The sequence below is a fragment of the Novosphingobium sp. 11B genome (assembly GCF_054589055.1).
Genome location: NZ_BAAILP010000111.1, coordinates 1 through 19,721 on the forward strand (window position 1 = coordinate 1; position 19,721 = coordinate 19,721).

Annotated in this window: 17 protein-coding genes; 9 read left to right on the forward strand and 8 right to left on the reverse strand. The window is 67.5% G+C overall.

Translation table 11 applies throughout. The features are described from left to right. Positions 1 to 82: 82 nt before the first annotated feature. Complete coding sequence (locus ACYPYD_RS09770) at positions 83 to 688, reverse strand: polysaccharide biosynthesis/export family protein (protein ID WP_459662935.1); 606 nt, start codon at positions 686 to 688, stop codon at positions 83 to 85. Between the two features lie 414 nt (positions 689 to 1,102). Here ACYPYD_RS09770 and ACYPYD_RS09775 point away from each other — a divergent pair, with 414 nt between their 5' ends. The 9 genes from ACYPYD_RS09775 (at position 1,103) to ACYPYD_RS09815 (ending at position 12,181) form a co-directional block, all read left to right on the forward strand. Continuing rightward, positions 1,103 to 1,726 (forward strand): sugar transferase, encoded by a 624-nt coding sequence (locus ACYPYD_RS09775; RefSeq protein WP_248006291.1) that lies wholly within the window; start codon positions 1,103 to 1,105, stop codon positions 1,724 to 1,726. Beyond that, positions 1,726 to 2,994 carry an outer membrane beta-barrel protein gene (locus ACYPYD_RS09780; protein ID WP_459662936.1) on the forward strand — a complete coding sequence of 423 codons (1,269 nt, stop codon included), beginning with the start codon at positions 1,726 to 1,728 and terminating at the stop codon, positions 2,992 to 2,994. Before ACYPYD_RS09775 ends, ACYPYD_RS09780 begins: the two co-directional genes overlap by 1 nt. 41 nt (positions 2,995 to 3,035) lie before the next feature. Then, complete coding sequence (locus ACYPYD_RS09785; protein ID WP_036525132.1) at positions 3,036 to 5,177, forward strand: GumC family protein; 2,142 nt, start codon at positions 3,036 to 3,038, stop codon at positions 5,175 to 5,177. Then, positions 5,174 to 6,313, forward strand: a complete 1,140-nt coding sequence (locus ACYPYD_RS09790) for a glycosyltransferase (protein ID WP_008828458.1) — start codon at positions 5,174 to 5,176, stop codon at positions 6,311 to 6,313. The genes ACYPYD_RS09785 and ACYPYD_RS09790 overlap by 4 nt, the downstream gene beginning before the upstream one ends. Then, entirely contained in the window at positions 6,310 to 7,782 is a 1,473-nt protein-coding gene (locus ACYPYD_RS09795; protein WP_459662937.1) for a glycoside hydrolase, read from the forward strand. The genes ACYPYD_RS09790 and ACYPYD_RS09795 overlap by 4 nt, the downstream gene beginning before the upstream one ends. Then, the gene (locus ACYPYD_RS09800; RefSeq protein WP_459662938.1) at positions 7,782 to 8,717 is read left to right on the forward strand and encodes a phosphoribosyltransferase; all 936 of its coding nucleotides are present in this window, start codon (positions 7,782 to 7,784) and stop codon (positions 8,715 to 8,717) included. Before ACYPYD_RS09795 ends, ACYPYD_RS09800 begins: the two co-directional genes overlap by 1 nt. A gap of 2 nt (positions 8,718 to 8,719) precedes the next feature. Further along, positions 8,720 to 9,817: a polysaccharide pyruvyl transferase family protein gene (locus ACYPYD_RS09805; RefSeq protein ID WP_459662939.1), complete on the forward strand. Its 1,098-nt coding sequence runs from the start codon at positions 8,720 to 8,722 to the stop codon at positions 9,815 to 9,817. A 42-nt stretch (positions 9,818 to 9,859) separates the two neighbouring features. Further along, positions 9,860 to 11,110, forward strand: coding sequence for a cell wall hydrolase (locus ACYPYD_RS09810; RefSeq protein WP_459662940.1), 1,251 nt, complete (start codon positions 9,860 to 9,862; stop codon positions 11,108 to 11,110). 249 nt (positions 11,111 to 11,359) lie between these two features. Next, positions 11,360 to 12,181 (forward strand): calcium-binding protein, encoded by an 822-nt coding sequence (locus tag ACYPYD_RS09815; RefSeq protein ID WP_327195059.1) that lies wholly within the window; start codon positions 11,360 to 11,362, stop codon positions 12,179 to 12,181. Positions 12,182 to 12,184: 3 nt separating this feature from the next. Here ACYPYD_RS09815 and ACYPYD_RS09820 read toward each other — a convergent pair whose 3' ends face one another. From ACYPYD_RS09820 to ACYPYD_RS09850, 7 genes are all read right to left on the reverse strand, one after another. Continuing rightward, positions 12,185 to 13,684: a lipopolysaccharide biosynthesis protein gene (locus ACYPYD_RS09820; protein ID WP_036525119.1), complete on the reverse strand. Its 1,500-nt coding sequence runs from the start codon at positions 13,682 to 13,684 to the stop codon at positions 12,185 to 12,187. Further along, positions 13,681 to 14,589, reverse strand: coding sequence for a glycosyltransferase family 2 protein (locus ACYPYD_RS09825; protein WP_008828451.1), 909 nt, complete (start codon positions 14,587 to 14,589; stop codon positions 13,681 to 13,683). The genes ACYPYD_RS09820 and ACYPYD_RS09825 overlap by 4 nt, the downstream gene beginning before the upstream one ends. After that, positions 14,586 to 15,680 carry a glycosyltransferase family 4 protein gene (locus ACYPYD_RS09830; protein WP_008828450.1) on the reverse strand — a complete coding sequence of 365 codons (1,095 nt, stop codon included), beginning with the start codon at positions 15,678 to 15,680 and terminating at the stop codon, positions 14,586 to 14,588. Before ACYPYD_RS09830 ends, ACYPYD_RS09825 begins: the two co-directional genes overlap by 4 nt. A gap of 2 nt (positions 15,681 to 15,682) precedes the next feature. Continuing rightward, on the reverse strand, positions 15,683 to 16,546 hold the full coding sequence (locus ACYPYD_RS09835; RefSeq protein WP_008828449.1) for a glycosyltransferase family 2 protein: 864 nt from the start codon (positions 16,544 to 16,546) through the stop codon (positions 15,683 to 15,685). Between the two features lie 4 nt (positions 16,547 to 16,550). After that, on the reverse strand, positions 16,551 to 17,873 hold the full coding sequence (locus ACYPYD_RS09840; RefSeq protein WP_459662941.1) for a glycosyltransferase family 4 protein: 1,323 nt from the start codon (positions 17,871 to 17,873) through the stop codon (positions 16,551 to 16,553). Further along, a complete protein-coding gene (locus tag ACYPYD_RS09845) occupies positions 17,870 to 19,174 on the reverse strand; it encodes a polysaccharide pyruvyl transferase family protein (protein ID WP_008828447.1) in 1,305 nt (434 codons plus the stop codon). The genes ACYPYD_RS09840 and ACYPYD_RS09845 overlap by 4 nt, the downstream gene beginning before the upstream one ends. Positions 19,175 to 19,339: 165 nt before the next feature. Then, complete coding sequence (locus tag ACYPYD_RS09850) at positions 19,340 to 19,624, reverse strand: hypothetical protein (protein ID WP_008828446.1); 285 nt, start codon at positions 19,622 to 19,624, stop codon at positions 19,340 to 19,342. Positions 19,625 to 19,721 lie beyond the last annotated feature (97 nt).

Below are 19,721 nucleotides of genomic sequence, written 5' to 3' on the forward strand. Positions count from 1 at the left end.
TACTGCCGATGGGCGGTCGGGAGGGGGAGCGGGCCGGTGCCGCTTACGAAATGCCCTTCCGGGCATTTTCGCAAAGAGCCTCTTAGAGCATCGATTCATTCACGGTGATGGTGTCGCCGGGCATGATGATCAGGGCCGGATCGCCGACGACGACCTTGCGGCCTCCGCCCCAGCTCTTGCGCAGGACGACGACGGTGGCCTTGTTTGCGCGGGGCGTGAAACCGCCCGCCTTGGCGATCGCTTGCAGCAAGGACATCTGCCCGGCGTAGGTATACTCGCCCGGCTTGCCGACTTCGCCGAGGATGTAGAACGGCCGGTACGACATGACGTCCACCGCGACATGCGGGTTCAGCACGTAGCCGCCCTGGGTCAGCTTGGCGGTGATGGCCCCTGCCATCTGGTCAGGCGTGCTGCCGGCGGCCGCGACGTCGGCGATGAGCGGCATCGTCACCGCGCCTGCGGTGCCGATCTCGTACTCGCCGGTCAGTGTCGGCTCGTCGAACACGGTCACGCGCACTTTGTCGCCGGCGTCCAGGCGCATGCCCTGGCTGGCCCGTGCGTTCGCCTCGGACACGTCGACAAGCGGATAGTTCTGAGTCGCGCATCCGGCGGTCAGCACCGTCGCCAGCAAAGCCGCGGAAATACGCGTGCAGCGGCGTGTGCGAGGCCTGAAAAGTTCCTGGATCATTTCACCCTCCTTGCGAGATCCCCGGCTCAAAGTCGGGGTGAGAGGCAATCCTATCCAAGTACCGTCGCGGTTCCATACCTCTTAGGTTGTGAAGAAAAATCAGTAAGTTCCGGGCCGATAGTCCGAAAGGGGTAGGTGGGTTTACGTCTTATGACCGTTTGCCTGCCGGGCATCGATGCCGTCACTCTGACAATCGTGATCAGTTCTCTTTGTACGGAAACGAAAAGAGATCCGGTCCTTCGGTTATCGCGACGCAGAGAGGTATCTTCCATGGATGGGAATTCGGCCGGGACTCAGGCTCGGATACACGAATCCTTCTCGGATGCGTATTCGCCGAGTAGCACCGAACGGGAGGAAGCGACACAGCTGGCGCCCATAGTGCCGGGCGCCCGCTCGCGTTGGGACTGCTGGGACTTGCTGGCGCAGCCCGATCACGTGCTGGCGCGGCCGTTCGACATCGCCATCGCCTCGCTGGCGATCATCGCCTTCCTGCCGCTGTTCATCATCGTCGCCATTGCGATCTGGGTCGACCAGCCGGGGCCGGTGATCTTCGCCCAGCGCCGGGTGGGCCGCAACGGGCGCGGCTTCCCGTGCTTCAAGTTCCGCTCCATGCAGCTCGACGCCGAGCGCAGTCTCGACGGTATCCTGCGCGAGAACCCGCATCTGCGCGCGCAGTGGGAGCGCGATCGCAAGCTGCCGAACGACCCGCGCGTCACCCGCGTCGGCCGGATCATCCGCGTCACCAGCCTCGACGAGCTGCCGCAGCTGTTCAACGTTCTGCGCGGGGAGATGAGCATCGTCGGACCCCGCCCGATCGTGGTGGACGAGATGCCGCGTTACGGGCGCTACATCCATCACTACCTTGCCGTGCGGCCGGGTCTGACCGGGTTGTGGCAGGTCTCGGGGCGCAGCAGCGTGACCTATCGCCGCCGCATCGCCGCCGACATTCGCTACACCCGCGCGCGAACGCTTGCCTACGATGCGCGGATACTGGCGGCCACCATTCCCGCCGTCGCTTCCGGGCGAGGGTCCTGCTGATGCGGTTGGCATTTGCGCCAACCGGTCTGGGGCGAAAACGCTTCCAGCGCGCCGCCGCGCTCTGGCTCACCGGATCGTTCGTGCCCGCGTTCCTGTCGGGCACCGCGCGGGCACAGGACTATCCGGTGGAAGTGCCCGAATCGGTGGTCGAGCAGACCGATGCCGAGGGCATCCGCATCGGCACGATGAAGGTGCTGCCCCGGGTCAACTTCGACCTGCGCTACGACACCAACATCTATAACCAGCGCAGCAAGATAGACGACGGTGTCGCCGTGGTGCGCCCCAGCGTCAGCCTGCAGAGCGACTTTTCCCGCCACGCCGTCCACTTCGACGCTGCCGCCGAGGGCCGCCGCTACCTCGACACCAGCGCCGAGAACAGCAACCAGTGGTCGCTCTCCGCAGGCGGGCGACTGGACTTCGCGGACCGCTTCGTGCTGGATGGCGACTTCGGCGCGGCGCGCAGGATCGAGCGGCGCGGCACCTTCGGCGACCAGTTCTTCACCGACCGCCCGGTATCCTACAACGAGTACGGCGGCGGCCTGCGCCTGTCGCGCGGCGGCGGCATCATCGAGTGGCAGATCGGCGTCAGTTCGCGCAAGCTGGACTATAACGACGCGCGCCAGAACGGGCTCCCGGTCGACCAGTCCTTCCGCGACGTCCGGCGCGATGCCGTGACCTTCCGGGTCGATTATCGCCGCTCCGACACCTTCGGTCTGTTCGTCAGGGCGACCGGCAACCGGCTGGCCTACGACATCGGCACCGGCCGCAATTCCAATGGCTTCTCCGTGGTCGGCGGCGTCAGCTACCGGATCACGGACCTGGTGACGGCGGAAGCGGCGCTGGGCTACGTCAAGCAGGACACCCGCGATCCGGCCCGCCCGGACATCGGCGCGATGGACTACCACGTCAGCGTCAAGTGGACCCCCACCCCGCGCACCCGCTTCGAACTGAAGGGCGAGCGCACGGTGGAGCGCAGCCCGCTGATGCTGGGCTCCGCCGTCCTGCAGTCCACGCTGGTCGGCAACGCCTCCATCGCGCTCGGCAGCCGGACGCTGGTGGGGATCGAGGCCGGGTTCCTGCGCAACGAATACGAAGGCTTCGACCGCCGCGAATCGCGCGTCTTCGGCGAGGCTACCGTGACCCGCACGATCTCCACCCGCATCGCCGCCTTCGTCGGCGTGAGTGCGCGGCGGCAGCGCGGGTCAGGCATCAATCCAAGGGAATACGACGGGGCAGCCGTTCGAGTGGGAGCCCGGATCGCGATCTGAGGCGCCACCATCTCCAGCGGCCGGAAGGGCAGGAGCAGACAATGAACAGTGCACACCAGATTATCAGTGCCGGTCCCGATCCGCGCGATCTTGCGCTGGCGCCCGGGCAATCGCTCATGCTGCCGTCGGCGCGCGTCGACCTTGGCGGGTCGATGGCGTTCTTCCGGCGCCGATCGGGGCTGATCGCGCTGGTCACCGGAGCGGCGCTGGCGATCGGCGCGGCGGTGACTTTCTCGATGCCGATCACGTACACGGCCGAGGCGGTCGTCAGCCTGCTGGCACCGACCGACACACCTGAGGCCGCGGCAAGCGCCGGGCGACAGGCCGGGCCTTCGCCGAACAGCTCTTACGTCGATACGCAAGTGGAGACGCTGAAATCGCGCGACCTTGCGCAGCGTGTCGCTTCCGCACTCGGCGTCCTCGACGGCAAGAGCGCGGCCCAGCAGGCCGAGATCGTCACCACTTACCAGAACAACGTCTCGGCCGTGCGCAGCGGCGAGAGCTATGCGCTCAAGGTCGCGTTCAAGGCGCCGAACGGGCAGGACGCGGCGAAAGTCGCCAACATGTACGCGCAGCAGTTCACCCAGATCGAGGTCAAGGCCGCGCACGAGAGCAACACCGAAACCGCCAAGCTGGTCGCGCCCCGGCTCGAGCAACTGCGCCAGCAGGCCCACGCCGATACCGAGCGGCTGCAGCGCTACCGCATCGCCAACGGCCTCTTGAGCACCTCGGGTGCCTCGCTGACCGAGCAGGAGATTTCCAGCTACAACCAGGAAGTCACCAAGGCCCGCGCCGAGGCGGCCGAGAGCCAGGCGCGGCTCGCGACGGCGCAGGCGCAGCTGCGCTCGGGATCGGCGGGTGACGACGTGGGCGAGGCGCTCGGCTCGGGCGTGATCGGCTCGCTGCGTGCGCGGGAATCGCAGATCGGCGGCGAGGTCGCCAACATGCAGGCGCGCTACGGCCCCAATCATCCCCAGCTCGTGCGCAGCCGGAGCGAACTCGCCGAAGTGCGCAGCGACATCAGGAACGAGATTACCCGCATCATGTCCAACCTGCAGGCGCAGCGCGATGTGGCGGACCAGCGCCTCGCCTCGCTCAGCTCCAGCCTCGGTGCGGCGCGCGGGAACCTTGCGCGCAACAACGCGGCAATGGTGGGCCTCGATGAACTGGAGCGCACCGCGCAGTCCTCGCAGGCGATGTACGAGACGTACCTCAACAGCTACCGCCAGCTGATCGCGCAGGACGGCACCCAGCGGCCGAACGCCCGCGTGCTGTCGCTGGCCGAAGTGCCGCTGCTGCCAAGCTCGCCCAACATTCCCATGAACATGCTGCTGGCGCTGGTGATCGGCCTCGGCGCCGGGCTTGCCGCCGCTTACGTCGCCGAGGCGCTGTTCCGCGGCGTGACGACGTCGGACGAAGTCGAGCAGGGACTGGGCAGTCGCTACCTCGGCGCGATCCCGCTGCTCGCTTCGGTCAGCCGCAAGTCGCGGCGCGAGGTGCCAGCGATCACGCAGGAACCGCGCTCCGCCTTCGCCGAATCGTTCCGCTCGCTGCGCACCTCGATCGAGCAGGCGGTCTATGGCCCGGCGCAGATCATAGCGGTGACCTCGGCGCTGCCCAAGGAGGGCAAGACGACGGTGGCCTCCTGCCTCGCGCAGACGCTGGCGGTGAGCGGACGCGGCGCGATCCTTGTCGACTGCGACTTGCGCGGGCGCGGCGTCAGCAAGCTGCTGCGCCTCTCGCCCGAGCATCCCGGCCTGATCGAAGTGCTGGAGGGCAAGGTTTCGCTCGCCGATGCGCTGGTGACCGGGGAATCGGGGCTTTGTGTCCTGCCGGTAAAGCCTTCCGACCTTGCCCATGACACGCTGCTGACGGGCGAGACTTTCACCCGGTTGCTGCAGGAATTGCGCGCCTGCTTCGATTATGTCGTGCTCGACCTGCCGCCGGTGCTGCCGATCGCGGCGGGCCGCACCCTGGCCGGAATGGCCGACGCGACAGTGCTTGTGGTGCGCTGGCGCAAGACGATGAAGGGGGCGGCGCGCTCGGCCCTGGGCATGCTGCCGCGTGAGAGCGTCAACGTCGTGGGCGTGACGATCAACCGGATGGACATGCGCCGCAAGCGCCTCTTCGGCTACTCCGATCCGGCCTACTTCTACCGCGAATACAAGGCCTATTACGCATGACACTGAACCTGGCCGAACCCCCGGTGGCGGGACGGCACACCCGGTTCAGCGAACCGCGCGTCGCCATCGTCCATTACTGGCTGGTGTCGATGCGCGGCGGGGAGCGGGTGCTGGAGCGGCTGCTCGGCCTGTTCCCGGGCGCGGACGTCTTCACCCACGTCTACGATGAAAGCCGGATGTCGGAGAGCATCCGCAAGGCCAACGTGACGACGACCTGGATCAACGGCTTGCCGTTCTCGCGCCGGTTGTACCAGTATTACCTGCCGCTGATGCCGATGGCATTGGAGCATCTCGACCTGACCGGCTACGACCTTGTCATCAGCAGCGAGAGCGGGCCGGCCAAGGGGGTGATCACCAGCCCCCATGCGCAGCACTTGTGCTACTGCCATTCGCCGATGCGGTATCTGTGGGATCACTACCACCTCTACCGCAAGGACGCCAATCCGATCGCCCGCGCGGCGATGCCGCTTATCTACCACCGGATGCGGCAATGGGACATGTCGTCCAGCGCAAGGGTCGACACGATCGTCGCCAACAGCAGCTTCATCCGCGAGCGCGTGCGCAAGTTCTGGCGGCGCGAGTCCGAGGTCATCCACCCGCCGGTCGATACGCGCATCTTCACCCCCAGCCTCGACGTCGATGATCACTACCTGTGGGTCGGCCAGATGGTGCCCTACAAGCGCCCCGACCTTGCGGTGGAGGCGTTCAACCGCACCGGACTGCCGCTGCTCATGGTGGGTGACGGCGGGATGCTCGCCAGGCTCAAGCGCGTCGCCGGGCCGAACATCCGCTTCGTCTCGCGGCTGGGTTTCAACGAGTTGCGGCAGGCTTATGCGCGGGCGCGAGGCCTGGTGTTCACGGCGGAGGAGGACTTCGGCATCGTCCCGGTGGAGGCCATGGCCTCGGGCCGCCCGGTGCTGGCCTATGGGCGCGGCGGCGTGCTCGACAGCGTGGTGCCGGGCGAGACCGGCCTGTTCTTCGAACGACAGACGGCGGACTCGCTGGTCGACGGGATCGAGCGGTTCGAGCGCTGGCTTCCCGAATTCGACCCGAGCGTCGCGGTGGCGCAGTCCAACCGCTTCGCGCCCGAGCATTTCGATCGCAAGATCCTTACGGCGGTGGGGCAACTGTCATGAGCTTCACTTTCGTCGGCCTCGTGCAGCTGGTGATCGGCTTCGTGCTGCTGTTCCGCTCGATGCCCGCGATGCTGCTGTTCCTGATGGCCTCGGGCCTGTTCGGCGGGGCGGCGGCGCTGACGGTTCCGGCGCTGGGCAACAGCTCGATACCGCCGATCCAGTTCGCGCTGGTCTTCGTCTATCTGCGCGTGCTGATGCCGAGCGGCGGCTATTTCGAACTGTGGCGCGACGGGGTGAAGGACAACTTCCCGCTCGTGCTCTTCACGCTCTACGGCATGGTTGCCGCGCTGGTCGCGCCGCGCATCTTCGCCGGGCAGATCGATGTCGCGCCGATGCGCTTCGATGATGCGCGTAGCCTGTTCGATACGGTGCCGTTGAAGCCGACTTCGCAGAACATCACAGCCTGTGTGTACCTCTTGGGTGCCCTTATGGTCACGTTGAGTGCCTATGTGGCGGTGCGTACGGCGGGCGGAATCGAGGCTCTGGTCAAGGGCGGCGTCGTCATCGGCTGGGTCCACGCGCTGACCGGCCTGATCGCCTCGCAGACCAAGGGCACCTGGGTGCAGGACGTCTTCGCGCTGTTCCGCAACGGCGCCTACGCCCAGCTTGATCAGTCTTATCAAGGATTTAACCGGGTGGACGGGCTTTTCCCCGAAGCCTCCGGCTGGGCCGCCTTCGCGCTCGGCTGGTTCGTGTTCAACGCCGAGTGCTGGTATCGCTCGGTCTGGGCACGCCACACCGGCACGGCCGCGCTCCTGCTGGGCGGCGTCCTGTTCCTCAGCACCTCCAGCACCGCCTACGTCGGCCTCGCCTGCTACGCCGCGTTCTTCGCCGGGCGCGCCGCATTGTTCCCGGCCGCAGCGCAGCCGCAGCGGCTCCGGCAGGCCGCTGCCGCGCTCGTCGCGCTGGTGTTCCTGGTGGCGGTGGCAATCGCGGTTGTGCCTGGAATGGCAGCGAAAATCGGGCAGATGGTCGTGCATATGACGGTGGACAAGGGGACCAGCGTGTCCGGCCAGCAGCGCCTGTTCTGGGCCATGCAGGGAGTAACCGCCTTCATCGCCTCGGGCGGTCTCGGCATCGGGCCGGGCAGTTTCCGCTCGTCCAGCCTGTTCATGGCGATCCTTGGTACGATGGGCGTGATCGGGATCGGCACTTTCGTGTGGTATCTCATCAGCGTGGTGCGGCCGATCGGCGCCACCGTGGCCGCAAGCGGGCACGAGGCGATGATCGCGGTGATGCGGGCCTGCGCGGTGACGGCGCCGATCATCCTGATCCCGGCAGCGGTGTCCTCCCCCAACAGCCACCCAGGCACCAGCTTCGCGATCTTCGCAGGCGCCGCGCTCGGCCTCAGGCGGATGATCCCGCACGTGGTGAGGAAGCCCGACCTGGCGATACTGGTCAGTCGAAAAATCTCAGGGTATCCGCCGCAAGCCGTTGCAACTGCACGATCTTCCAGAGGTTCCGCCTGATGCATTTCCGCTCGATCAACGACCTCTACCGCGATGTCTGGCGTGGCCTTTCCCGGCTGCCGCAGGACATCGACCTGGTGGTTGGCGTGCCCCGCAGCGGGATGCTGCCCGCTTCTATGGTGGCCCTCGCACGCAACCTGCCGTTGGCGGACATCGATGGTTTCGCGGAAGGTAGGCTGCTCTCCTCCGGACATACCCGGCGTGAGGAAGGGACCGCTTCCTGGTTCGCCCACGTCCTCGTTATAGACGACAGCTGCCGCACTGGCGCCTCCATACAGGAGGCGCGTGCGAAGCTGGCACACCTGGATTGCCGCATCACGTTTGCGGCGGTCTACGGCGTGCCTGGCAAGTCCGGCGGCGCCGACTTCGTGTTCGAGACTGTCCCGGAACCACGCGTTTTCGAGTGGAACGTGCTGCATCATCCGATCGTCTCGCGCTCCTGCTTCGACATTGACGGCGTGCTCTGCGTCGACCCGACCGAGCGCGAGAACGACGACGGCGCCCGCTACCTGAACTTCCTTGCCAGCGCCGTGCCGCTCCATCGACCCCGCCGAGAGATCGCGATGCTGGTGACCAGCCGGCTGGAGAAGTACCGTGCGCCGACCGAGGACTGGCTGGACCGTCACGGCGTACGTTACGGCCAGCTCCGGATGCTCGACCTCCCCGACGCCGCCGCGCGGCGGCGCCTGCGGGCACACGGCAGCTTCAAGGCGGAGGTTTACCGCGAAGCCGCCTGTGACCTGTTCGTGGAGAGCGAACTGCCGCAGGCCCGCGACATTGCGCGGCTGTCCGGCAAACCCGTGCTCAGCCTTCAGGACCCGCAGATGCTGATGCCGGGGATGATGAACCCGCAGGCGATCCGCCATACGCTGGCTCCGCACCGGTTCCGCGCGCGTGTTGGCCGGATGGTCTCGCGCGTGCTGCGAGCAGGGTAGCGGTGAAGCACCAGCCGGTGATCGATGCAGGGAGCGACGGGGCTGCGACGCCCCGCCATTCGCACCGGCGGCAGGTCTTCGTACCGGGTGACCTGCACAATCTCGGCGACCTCAAGCTGGTGCTGCAGAACCTTGCGGTTTCGCGAGGGGAGGGCGGGGCGGTGCGGTACTGGGCGCGGCTCCCCGCAGCGATCGTCAGGCAGGTCGAGGAGGCAGGCGGCGAACTCACGCCGGGCAAGCGCCTGCTTCACTTCGCGGGCCGGGCCTTCGGGACCGATCTCGTGATTGGCGGCGGCCAGATCGTGCGGGACAACGTGTCGATCGCGTCGATGTTCGGCCTTGCACTGGCCGCCGTAAGCGCACGCGCGGGCGGCGGGCGCGTGGTGACGCGGGGGCTCGGGGTGAGTGTGATCCGTTCACGCTCCCGGCGTTTTCTCTGGCGCATGGTGTTGCGCCGCTGCGCCGTGGTGAACGTGCGCGATGCGGCTTCCGCGCGTAATCTGGCCGATCTGCTGCCGGGCAAGGCGGTGGCGATCCTTGCCGACATGGTGTTCCTGCCGACCGGCGCCTATGTCGAAGCCAAACGCGAGCCGGTCGCGCGCTGGATCGTGGTGGCGCCTTGCGACGACGGCAGCGAGCGCCGCTCGCTTGACGGCGCGGCGCTCGATGCGGTGCTGGATGCAGCTCAGGCGGCATTGCCCGACGCGCGGGTCGCCATTGCCTGCCACGACCCGCGCGAATCGATGGACAAGGCGTCCGCTGCCCGTCTCGCAAGCCGTTGGCAGGGGCGTGAGCCCCATGTCTTCGACAGTTTCGAACTGGAAACCCTGACGCAGCTCTATCGCGACGCCGCTCTGGTGGTGACGAACCGGCTGCATTCGCTGATCTTCGCGATCCTTGCCGATGCGCCCGCGCTGGCGATCGAGGACGGCACGGCCAAGGTCCGTGTCGTGGCCGACGACTTCGCGATTCCCCTGATCGGCCGTGAGGAGGCGGGCAAGGCCGGAGCCAAAGTCGCGGCGGCGTTGGCGTTCGATGGCGCGGCCCGGGCGCAAGTCCGGCAGGAACTCGGGCGCCGGGCGGCGCTCAACCTCGATTGATGCCCGAAAGGGCTAATCCCGCTGCGCCGCCGCTCGCCCGCCGTGGCACTTTCCGTCCAGGCGGGGAGACGGCATCACGGCACCGTGCAGTATCCCGCTGCCTCGACATCGGCGCGGCCGTCAGGCCCTGCACGATTCCCGGTGGTCCGGGTGATGCGCGCGATGACGGCGATCGTCGCAGCTGTCGGCCTGTGCTCCTATGCACTGCCTGCCGCCGTGCGCACGCCGGTCTCCGTGGCGGCCCGATCCGGGCCGGTGATGCTCCGCAATCCGGTCGTAAAGCCGCCGTTCGGTTCCGCCGCGCCGGCCGCCGATACCGCCGGTTCACCCGAGGCAGCGCACCTGCTCAATGATGCGCGGCGTTTCGATGCGCGTCCGGGCCTCGCGAAGCCCTTCGCCTTCGCGGGCGGCGAGCAAGACCATCTGCGGGCGCTGACCTGCCTCGCTGCGGCGGGCTGGTACGAGGCGGGCGACGATGCCGCCGGGGAGCGTGCGGTGATGCAGGTGGTGCTCAACCGCGTGCGCCACGGGGTCTACCCGGCGAGCGTGTGCGGCGTGGTGTTTCAGGGGTCCGAACTATCGACCGGCTGCCAGTTCACCTTCACCTGCGACGGCGCGATGACGCGGCGGCCAGCGCCCGAAGCCTGGCGGCGTGCGCGGGTTCTCGCAGCGGCGGCGCTGTCCGGAGCGGTGGACCCGGCGGTGGGCGATGCTACGCATTACCATGCGGACTACGTCTATCCCTACTGGGCGCCGAGCCTCACGAAAGTCGCGCAGGTCGGCGCGCATGTGTTCTACCGGTTCGCCGGAGGGCATCTTGTCCGCCCGAATGCGCCGGAGCCCGTGATCGAGCGGCTCGGGGCACTCATGGGATCGGAACAGGCAGAAGTCGAAACCACCGCAGCGTCCTTGCCTACCGTCACGGAGCCCGCATTTACCGCCGCACATCCGTCCGTCATGGCAGGGAACCCCGGCGGTGTTCAGGGTGATGCGATACTCCTCGCCATCGATCCGGCGACACCTCCGGGACGGTGGGCAATGGATGCGCTCTCCCGCTGCGCGGGCAAGGCCAATTGCCGTGTCGTTGCCTGGCCCTCTCCCGCAATGCTGGAGGCCAACCGCCTGCGGTCGCCGTTCCAGCGCGACCTTCCGGTCTTCGTCTTCATCCGCGACCCGGCGAGCCACCGCGACCTGGCGCTGTGGGATTGCTCCGCCGTGACCCGTCCGGATATGCGGCAATGCCTGCCGCCCGACCGCGTCGCCGTCCAGAGACTGCTCCATACTCCGCTTTAAGGTTAAGAAACCGTCAGATTTCCTGCTCCCGTGCGGACCGGCGCAAGCCCGGGGCCGCGCGTCCCGTTGCGCCTTCCGGAGGGTATGATCGCCCGATATGCGGCCGATCCGGATTCGCCCTCTGGAGCAACGACAATAATGTCCGAATACGGTTTCCCTCTCTCTCGACGTCACCTGATCGGCGCGCTTGCGACCGCTCCCCTCCTTCCTTCCATCGCACGGGGCGCTACCCCTTCCATCAGCCGGCTGATGGTGCAGGGGCGTCCGCAGGACACCCAATCGCCCTACAAACTGGCTAACATATTGCCTGCGCTCGACAAGCTGGGCGGCGTGCGCAAGATGCGCTGCCGCGAGCCTTACAGCGGAACCGCAGGCTGGGCGACTTACGTGGGCCTCGCAAGGGCGGGCGTGCGGTTCTGCTTCACGCTTTCGGTGCGGGACATCCGCAAGAGCATCGCCGACATGAAAGCGTTCGTGGCGACCGTTCCCAATTCGATCTTCGCCATCGAGTTTCCCAACGAGCCGGATCTCAATCCGGTCACCTACAATGGCGTGACCGACAAGCGCATGGGCTTCCGCACCGGTAATGCACCGGCCCTGATGGCGTTCATCAAGGACTTCCATGCCGCCATCAAGGTGGACCCGGTGCTGCGCTCGATCCCGCTGGTCGCCAGCAACGACTTCATGCAGGCACAGCAGGCGCCGTACACCGACTTGGCCAATTCCCACATCTACCCGACGCCGCCGTCCGACGTCGCCGGGCGCGTGGCGGGGTTCAAGCAGAAGGTGGTCGAGAGCAAGACCACCCAGGGCATCATCACCGAGTGGGGCCGCACGACGGGGGGAAGCGCCAGCAACAATACCTCGCCGCCGGTCACGATCGCCCAGCAGGCGACGTTGCTGGCGTCCGACGTCAAGACCGCGATGGCGCAGTCCTACGTCCACACGATCAGCATCTACGAGCTGTTCTGCTGGAAGGGCACGAGCGAGATCACCAATTTCGGCCTGTTCAACACCGACCTGACACCGCGCCCGGCGGTGGCGGCGATCCGTTCCGCGGTAGGCGCGTGAGGATCAGGCCCCGGTTATCGCCGGGGCCCTTCGCCCTTTCCTGAAGCGGGCGATCGCGGTGCGTGCGAGGCCGAGCAGTTCGGCCTCCGCGCCCGCGCTTCGCCCGCTGCCGATCCACAGCAGGTGGAGCATGCCGAGGTAGGTCAGCGCGCCCAGGGGTGCGAGCACGGCGATGCGTGCGATGGGCATCGCACCGACTTGCAGCAGTTCGTGATCGGCCGCCAGTACCGCCGCCGCCATCACGACCACGGCCAGGATGGTACGCCGATGCGCCTTCATCTGATCGAGAATGGGGAGTCCGGTCAGCTTCGTGACGAGCGCGGACGTGATGAACAGGCCCAGCACCGAACTCAGCAGCCGTCCCCAGACCAGCCCCATCAGGCCCCAGCCCATAAGCCCGACCGTCACGCAAGGGACGCGCAGCGCCAGTCCCCAGACGTCGCGCACGAAGAGCGTGCGGGTGGCCCCTTCGGCCATGGCCAGGGGGCGCGATCCGGTCACCAGCGTCTGCAGCGCGTAGCTGAAGCCGATCACCTGGATCAGCGGCACCGTTATCAGCCATTTCTGCCCGAGCGCCACGCGCACCATCGGGTCGGCGAGCAACATGAAGCCGACCGCGATCGGCAAGGCGACGATGCCGATCGCGCCTTGCGCGGTCTGGTAGGCGGTGCGCAGCCGGGCCCGGTCGCCCTGCATGCGGGCGAAGCTGGGAAACAGGGTCTGGACCAGCGGCGTCGTCGCCTCGCGGCTCGGGATGGCGGAGACGTTGTCGGCCATCGAATAGGCGCCCAGCTGCGCGGTCGGCAGGAACAGGCCGATCACCAGCTGATCGAAGCGCCAGTTCACCACGTTCATCACCTGGCCGAGGAACAGCCAGCTGGAGAAGCCCAGCAGGTCACGTGAACGCGAGAGGGTGAAGCGCGGCCGGTAAGGCACGACGAGGTAGCTCAGCACCGTACCCAGCGCGCCGCCGATCGCCGATCCCACCACGATAGCCCAGTAGTTGCGCAGCCACAGCGCCAGCCCAACGGAGATCGCCAGCGCCGACAGCTTCTGCACGATCTGCAGCATGATCATCGGCCGGAAATTCATCGCCCGCATCCGCAGCGAAACGAGCGGATTGGTGAGCCCCGCCAGTGCGCCGGTGATGCCCGACAGCACGAAGAGCGGCGCCAGCCTGTCGTCGCCGTAGAGCCGGGCCAGCGGTTCGGACGCCAGCGCGAAGCCGCCGGCAATGAGGGCCGCGCGCAGCAACGACATGGTCCAGGCGCTGTCGATGTGCGCGGGCGTCACCTCGTCGCGCTGGATGAGGGCCGATCCGACCGAAAGCTCGGTCAGCGCGACCAGTACGCCCAGCACCGTCGTGCAGATGGCGACGAGGCCGAAGTCCTGCGGCGTGAGCAACCGCGCCAGCACGACCAGCGCGCCGAGATTGGCGAGGTTGGTGGCTATTCGCGTTGCCCCGAGGGCTGCGGCGCCGCGCGCTACACCGACCTTGCTCATGCGGCGCTGGCCGGGCGTGGCTGGCGCAGGTCGTCCCAGATGCCGCGCGTGGTGCGCCAGCCGACCGCCAGAGCGCGCTTGCTGGGGGCCTGAAAAAACGAGCGCAGGATCAGCCACAGCGCCGCGCCGTTGCTGCCGAAGCGGCGCTTGATGTCGGCTTCCACCAGCTTGTGCTGTGAGTGGATGCGCGCCCGTTCGCCCGCACGCTCGACGTCGGCGAGGAGGTTGGCGAAGATGGCGCGGTGGCCGGAGAGCACCTTGTTCATGTTGGTCGTGATCCGCTCGTGCGGGCCACAGTTGAACCGCACCAGCGGCAGGCGCGCAACCCCCATGGGTCCGATACGGCGCAAACGGAACCACAAGTCCCAGTCCTGGCAGCTTGGCAGCTCCGGATTGAACCCGGTTGCCTCCTGCAGCGCCGATCGCCGGATCACCGCGCCCGACGTGCTGCCGAGGCCATTGGCGCAGCGCAAGTCGAGCAACGAGGGGTTGTCGCGCGGCCGGTGGATCTTCTCCACCTTGATGCCGACGAGGCGAAATCCGCAGAACAGGCCGACCAGATCGGGCCGTTCTTCCAGCAGTGCGAACTGGCGCTCCAGCTTATCCGGCTCCCACGCATCGTCGGAATCGAGGAAGGCGACCCATTCCGAGCGCGCCCGTGCGATCCCGGCATTGCGCGCGACATTGGCGCCGCCGTGCTGCATCTCGACCAGTTCGATGGCCGGATCGTCCTGCGCCAGCGTGCGGACCCATTCGATCGTGCCGTCGGTTGAGCCGTCGTCGACGATGAAGATCCGCGCGACTGGCAGGGTCTGCGCCTTTATGCTGGCGATGGCCTCGGGGAGCAGGTCCCGGCGGTTGTAGGTCGGGATCACCACGTCGATGGTCGGGCCTGCGTGCTTCATCGCGGCTGTCCTCCTGAAACCTGTTTGATGACGTCCATCAGGCCCGAGCCCGCCGCCTTCCAGGTGAAGCGCGCGGCGCGGCGGCGACCCTGCGCGATCTTGAAGGCGCGCAGGGCGGGATCGCTGCGCAGGCGCACGATGGCCTCGGCCCACTCGTCCGGGCGGTCGGTGCCGGCGTAGATCGCGGCGTCTCCGCAAGCCTCGGGGATCGCGCCGGCCGGGCTGGCGACCACGGGGCAGTCGCACAGCATCGCTTCGAGCGGGGGGAGTCCGAAGCCTTCGGTGCGCGAGGGAAACAGGATCGCCACCGCGCCGCCGAGAAGACTCTTGAGTTCGCCGTCATCAGGGCGTCCGGCAAAGATCGTGCCCTCGGGCGGACGGAGCCCCGACGCGGCGAGCGCCTCGCGCTGCGGGCCGACGACCACCAGCCGGGTCGGGGCGGCCGCGCCGGAGGAGAAGGCGTCGAAGACGACCGCGTTGTTCTTGTAAGCCTTGGGGCTGCCGAACAGGACGGCGTAGCTCCCCGGTATCAGGCCAAGGCGTTCGCGCAGGCCGTTGTCCTCGGCCGCGTCGAGGATGTGGTCGGCCCCGTTGGCGATGACGCGCGTGCGCCCCTTATCGGCGATGGCATGCTGGTGCAGCAGGCGGCGGGAGAATTCCGAGACGGTCAGCGTCGCCTTGCTCGATCTCCCCAGCAGCGGCGTCAGCCAGCGATAGCCGATCCGCTGGCGGGCCGGATAGCCGCAGTCGGAGAACAGGAACTGCACGTCATGGATCATCGTGATCTTGTTGCGGTGGGCGATCGGCGCGAGGTTGGCGAGGTTCACCAGCACCCCGTCGCGGCTCGCCAGCGGCAGGATGACCTGTTCCCAGAACTGGTCGGTTCGCGCGTAGTCGCGTCGCTCTATGGCTTGTAGTGGCGGCACCCAGTCGGCTTTTGTCGCCGTCATCAGATAGGCGCGGGGCCGGTGTTCAAGGGGGATCAGCGCCAGCATGCGGTCACACTCGCGGATCAGCCGGTCGGCGACGCGGTGGACGCCGTTCAGCCCGCCGGAATAGAATTTGCCGTTGAAGTAGATGGGGCGCGGCATGGTCACATCGTCTCGACCCGGCGCGGATCGATGCGGCCGGTCATGAGGTCTCGAAGCGCGATGAGGTTGCCCAGCAGGCGCCCGCGCCGGTCGATGTGCGGTTCGGGATAGAAGCTGCGCAGCGCGTTCGAGGCAAGGTTCTGTACCAGCAGCCGCTGGCCGAGGTTGGGCTGCATCGTACCCTTGCGCCACAAGTGGACGAGGTTGGCGACTTGCGAATAGCCCAGCCGCTTGCCCGGCGACCGGGCGCTGCGGGTGCCGAGGTGGATGCCGGTCAGCCGATCGCCCGACACCAGCCTGCCGCGCTTGCCGAGCTGGTGGGTAAAGTCGATGTCCTCCTGCCAGCCGTAAAGCGGCAGCGCCTCGTCGAACCACAGCCTGTCGATAGCCGAAGCGCGCACGGCCATATTGCAGCCGTAGAGCGCCTGTCGCGGCCGGAGCGGAGTGAAGGCGGGCAGGGTGTGGCCGTCCAGCCTCAGCGCTGCGGCGTCGAAGGGGATTTCCTCGCCGTGGATGCCGTCGGCCAGCAGGTCCCCGGTCGCCCCGACGATGCCCTGGTCGGCGAACGTCTCCTCGATCACCGCGAGGTAGTCGTTATGGACGACGAAATCGTCGTCGAGGAACACTATCACGTCGGTCCTGTCGCTCAGGTAACGCAGGGCCGCGTTGCGCTGGCGGCACAGGCCCTTGTCTCCTAAGATCACGCGGGCGGGCATGCGTGCCCGATCGATGCCCGCCACGTCGTCCGGTCCGGTGGCCGAGACGAGGATGCCGTCGGGCAGGCGGCTTTGCTCGGCAATGCGGTCCACCGTGCGGGCGAGCAGTGCGGCACGGCCGACGGTGGCGAATACGACGTGGATGCGCATGAGACTATACTCCCCCGGCCGCGCGGCGGTCGCGGAATGGCAGGATGATGGCGGTCGGGGGGCTTTCGGGGGCGTCGCTCACGCTGCGCCGCACTGCCGCAAAAAGGCCGGAGCGGCCGTCGTCGAGGAGCCCGGCGTAGCCATCGAGCAGGGCATCGATCCAGCGATTGGGGGACAGCGCGAGGGCGCGGGTGGCGCGGTGCGCGTTCTCGCTCATTTCGCGTGCCCGCGCGTCGTCGGCGAAGATCGCACCGAGACCGGCGGCGAAGGCGCCCATGTCCCGCGGATCGACGGCAAGGCCGGCGCCCGCCGCTACGATGTCCGGCGCGATCAGCGCATCGCGTGAGGCGATGACGGGCAGGCCGCTCCACAGAGCTTCCACGGCGGCGAGGCCGAACGGCTCGATATGGCGGCTGGGCATGACGACTACTCGGGCATCGCGGGCGAACTGGCCGATTTCCGAAGGCTTGCGGCGGCCGAGCCAGGCCATCTCCGGGTAACGGCGGCGCAAGTCGGCAAGCATGTCGCCGTCGCCGATGGCGGTCAGCCGCACTCCGGCGCGGCGGCAGGCTTCGGCCGCCAGGTCTATACCCTTGGTCGCTTCCATGCGGCCGACGAACAGGACGCCCCGGTTCTCCTCGGCGGGTATGCGCTCGGGAGTCCACGGGACGACCGGATTGGGCAGTACCGCCATGTCGCGCTCCGTCAGACCGGAGCGCGCGAAAAATCCGGCCATGCCGCCGTGGATCAGCAGCACGGGAGGCGGCTGGTCACCGATGACGCCGTTCTGGATGCCCTGCCGGGCGCTGCGCCACAGCTTCGATACCTTGCCGCGCCGGTCGCAGGCGGAGGTAAGGCAGGCCGCGCTCATCGGCGTGGCGGGGCAGGGCGCGTCCCGGCCGAAATGGAACATCGCGCCATTGGGGCAGGTGAGAAAGAAGTCGTGCGCGTGGACCAGCATGCGCTCGCGGACTGGCCGCATCGCTGCGAACAGCGCGGGCGAGAGGATCTGCGACCAGCCGTGGATATGATAGACCGTTCGCGGGGTGTCGTGGCTGGCGATCCATTGCGCCACCATCGCCGCTGCCGGGCGATTGTAGAGGCCGTGCACCATCGCCTTGGCGCGGCTGCCCTCCAGCAGCCGCCCGTGGCCAAGGGCAACGACCTCGATGCCATCGGCCTCCAGTTCGGGATTGCCTGCGGACCCGCACAGCAGTGTCACGTTCTGTCCGCGCCGCGCGAACTGCACCGCTGCCTCCAGCGCAAGCTGCGAAGCGCCGCCCTTGGCGTGGGCAAGGTCGTTGATGATGACGATGCGGTCGATCATCCGGCCACCGCAAGCTGGCCGGTCAGCGCATGAATGGCATCGGTCGCGCCTTGCAGCAGGTCGGTATGGACTTTCTCGTCGACGCCCTGCTCGATGGCCGTCACCGCAAGGTCGGCGACGTGCATCGGGCTCGTCTCACGCGGGTCGATGACGAAGGCGCCGCGTTCGGTCAGTTCGAAGAAGCTGCGCAGCTTGCTGTCCCAGGCAAAACCTATCGTCGGTACCCGGTAGGAATAGGCGACGATGCAGGCATGGAGGCGATGGGCGAGCACGCAGTCGAAACCGGACAGGGCATGGGCAAGTTCACGCGGCTCGGCGAAGTCGGGGGCGAAGTCGATGCCCGGCTCGCGGCCGATCCGGGCCTTCAGGCGGTCGCGGAACAGGCGGTCCTCCGGACTGCCGTTGGTGAACAGGACGACGTCGCGCCGAAGCGCCGTCAACTGGCGCGCCACGGCGCGCATCCATGCTTCCAACTGCCCGTCGTCGTGGGCACCCTCGTGATGAAGGCGCAGGGCGATAGGGGCTGTCACGCAGAGCCCGACGCGCGGCGGACCGGATATTCTCGGTGTACCGTAATGCCGGGCGCTGAGAAGGCCGGGGTCCGGTGCGATCGTGGCCGGTCCGATGCCTTGCGTGCCCATGGTTGCGCGCCAGGTTTCGGCGGAGAGGTCGTCGCGAACCGATATGTGCAGCAGGCGCGCCGCCCGCAGTTGCTCGGCCAGCCGTGTGCGTCCGGCGGTGGACCATTCCGCAGAGACGCCGACGCTTGCGATCGCCACCGGCAGTCGGCGGGCATTGGTCAGCTTGAGGGCTTCGGCGATCTTTACCGGAAAGTTCTGGTCGACATCCTGGAACAGCGCACCGCCGCCGATGATCACGCCGTCGCAGGCGGCCAGCGCCGTCTTCCAGCGCGGCGCAAGGCGATAGCGTACCAGCACCAGCAGCAGAGCGGGAACGAGCAGGGCACGCAGACCGGCCGGGAGGCGCTCGATGATCGATAGTGCAGTCGTACGGCGGCGCCCATGAGCGGCGCTGAAGCGGGTGCGCCCGGCGAGGTCGATCGAAACCGGCTCCATGCGCGGCCGGGCGCGGCGCAATTCGCCTTCCAGGCATTCCGCGATGATCCCGTCGCCCAGGTTCGGGCTGTACTTGACGTTCAGTATGGCGACGCGGGCGGCCGCAGGGGTTTCATCGGCGGAATGGTCGATGGTTTCCTCCGGCTGATCGGGGGTGTCTGGCGGATTCGAGAGGTGTTGAGCGTCGCGCGGATCGTCGAGCATCAATCGTTCGGCGGCTTCCATGGACGATCCTGTTTCCGGTTGCGGACAGACTGCATCCCGCGGCGCGGATCGGACGACCGCGACTGCACTGCAACAAGGCCAAGAGTATGAAATCGCAGCGCTCTGGCGAAGAGGTGCGAATGGGGGGCTACCGAAGGGGTAGGGCGGGGCACGGTGTGCGGATGGTCAGGACAACGGCCTGCCGTATTCTACCAGATCGGCCAGCGCGCGTAGCTGCTCGGGCAGTTCGGCGGACAGTCCGAAGCACTCGTAGAAGTTCACCGTAGCGCCCAGCATGGCGACCGCGACGGTGCTGGCAGGCAGCCCACGCTCCGCCAGTCGCGCGTAAGTGGCGGCGAGTTGGTGCGACACGGGCGCGAAGTCGCGGTAGTCGATGTCGGCGCTGGTACGCGCGAGGCGATCAAGGCAGTCCCTGACGGTGTCGCGCTCGGTTTTTGAAGTATCGTGCATATCGACCCCTTCGAAAATCCGTCTTGTGAATCGGAAAACCAAGGGACGCGCCGCGTAGCTGCGCCCACTGCGTTGTATCGGGTCATCAATTGTCCGA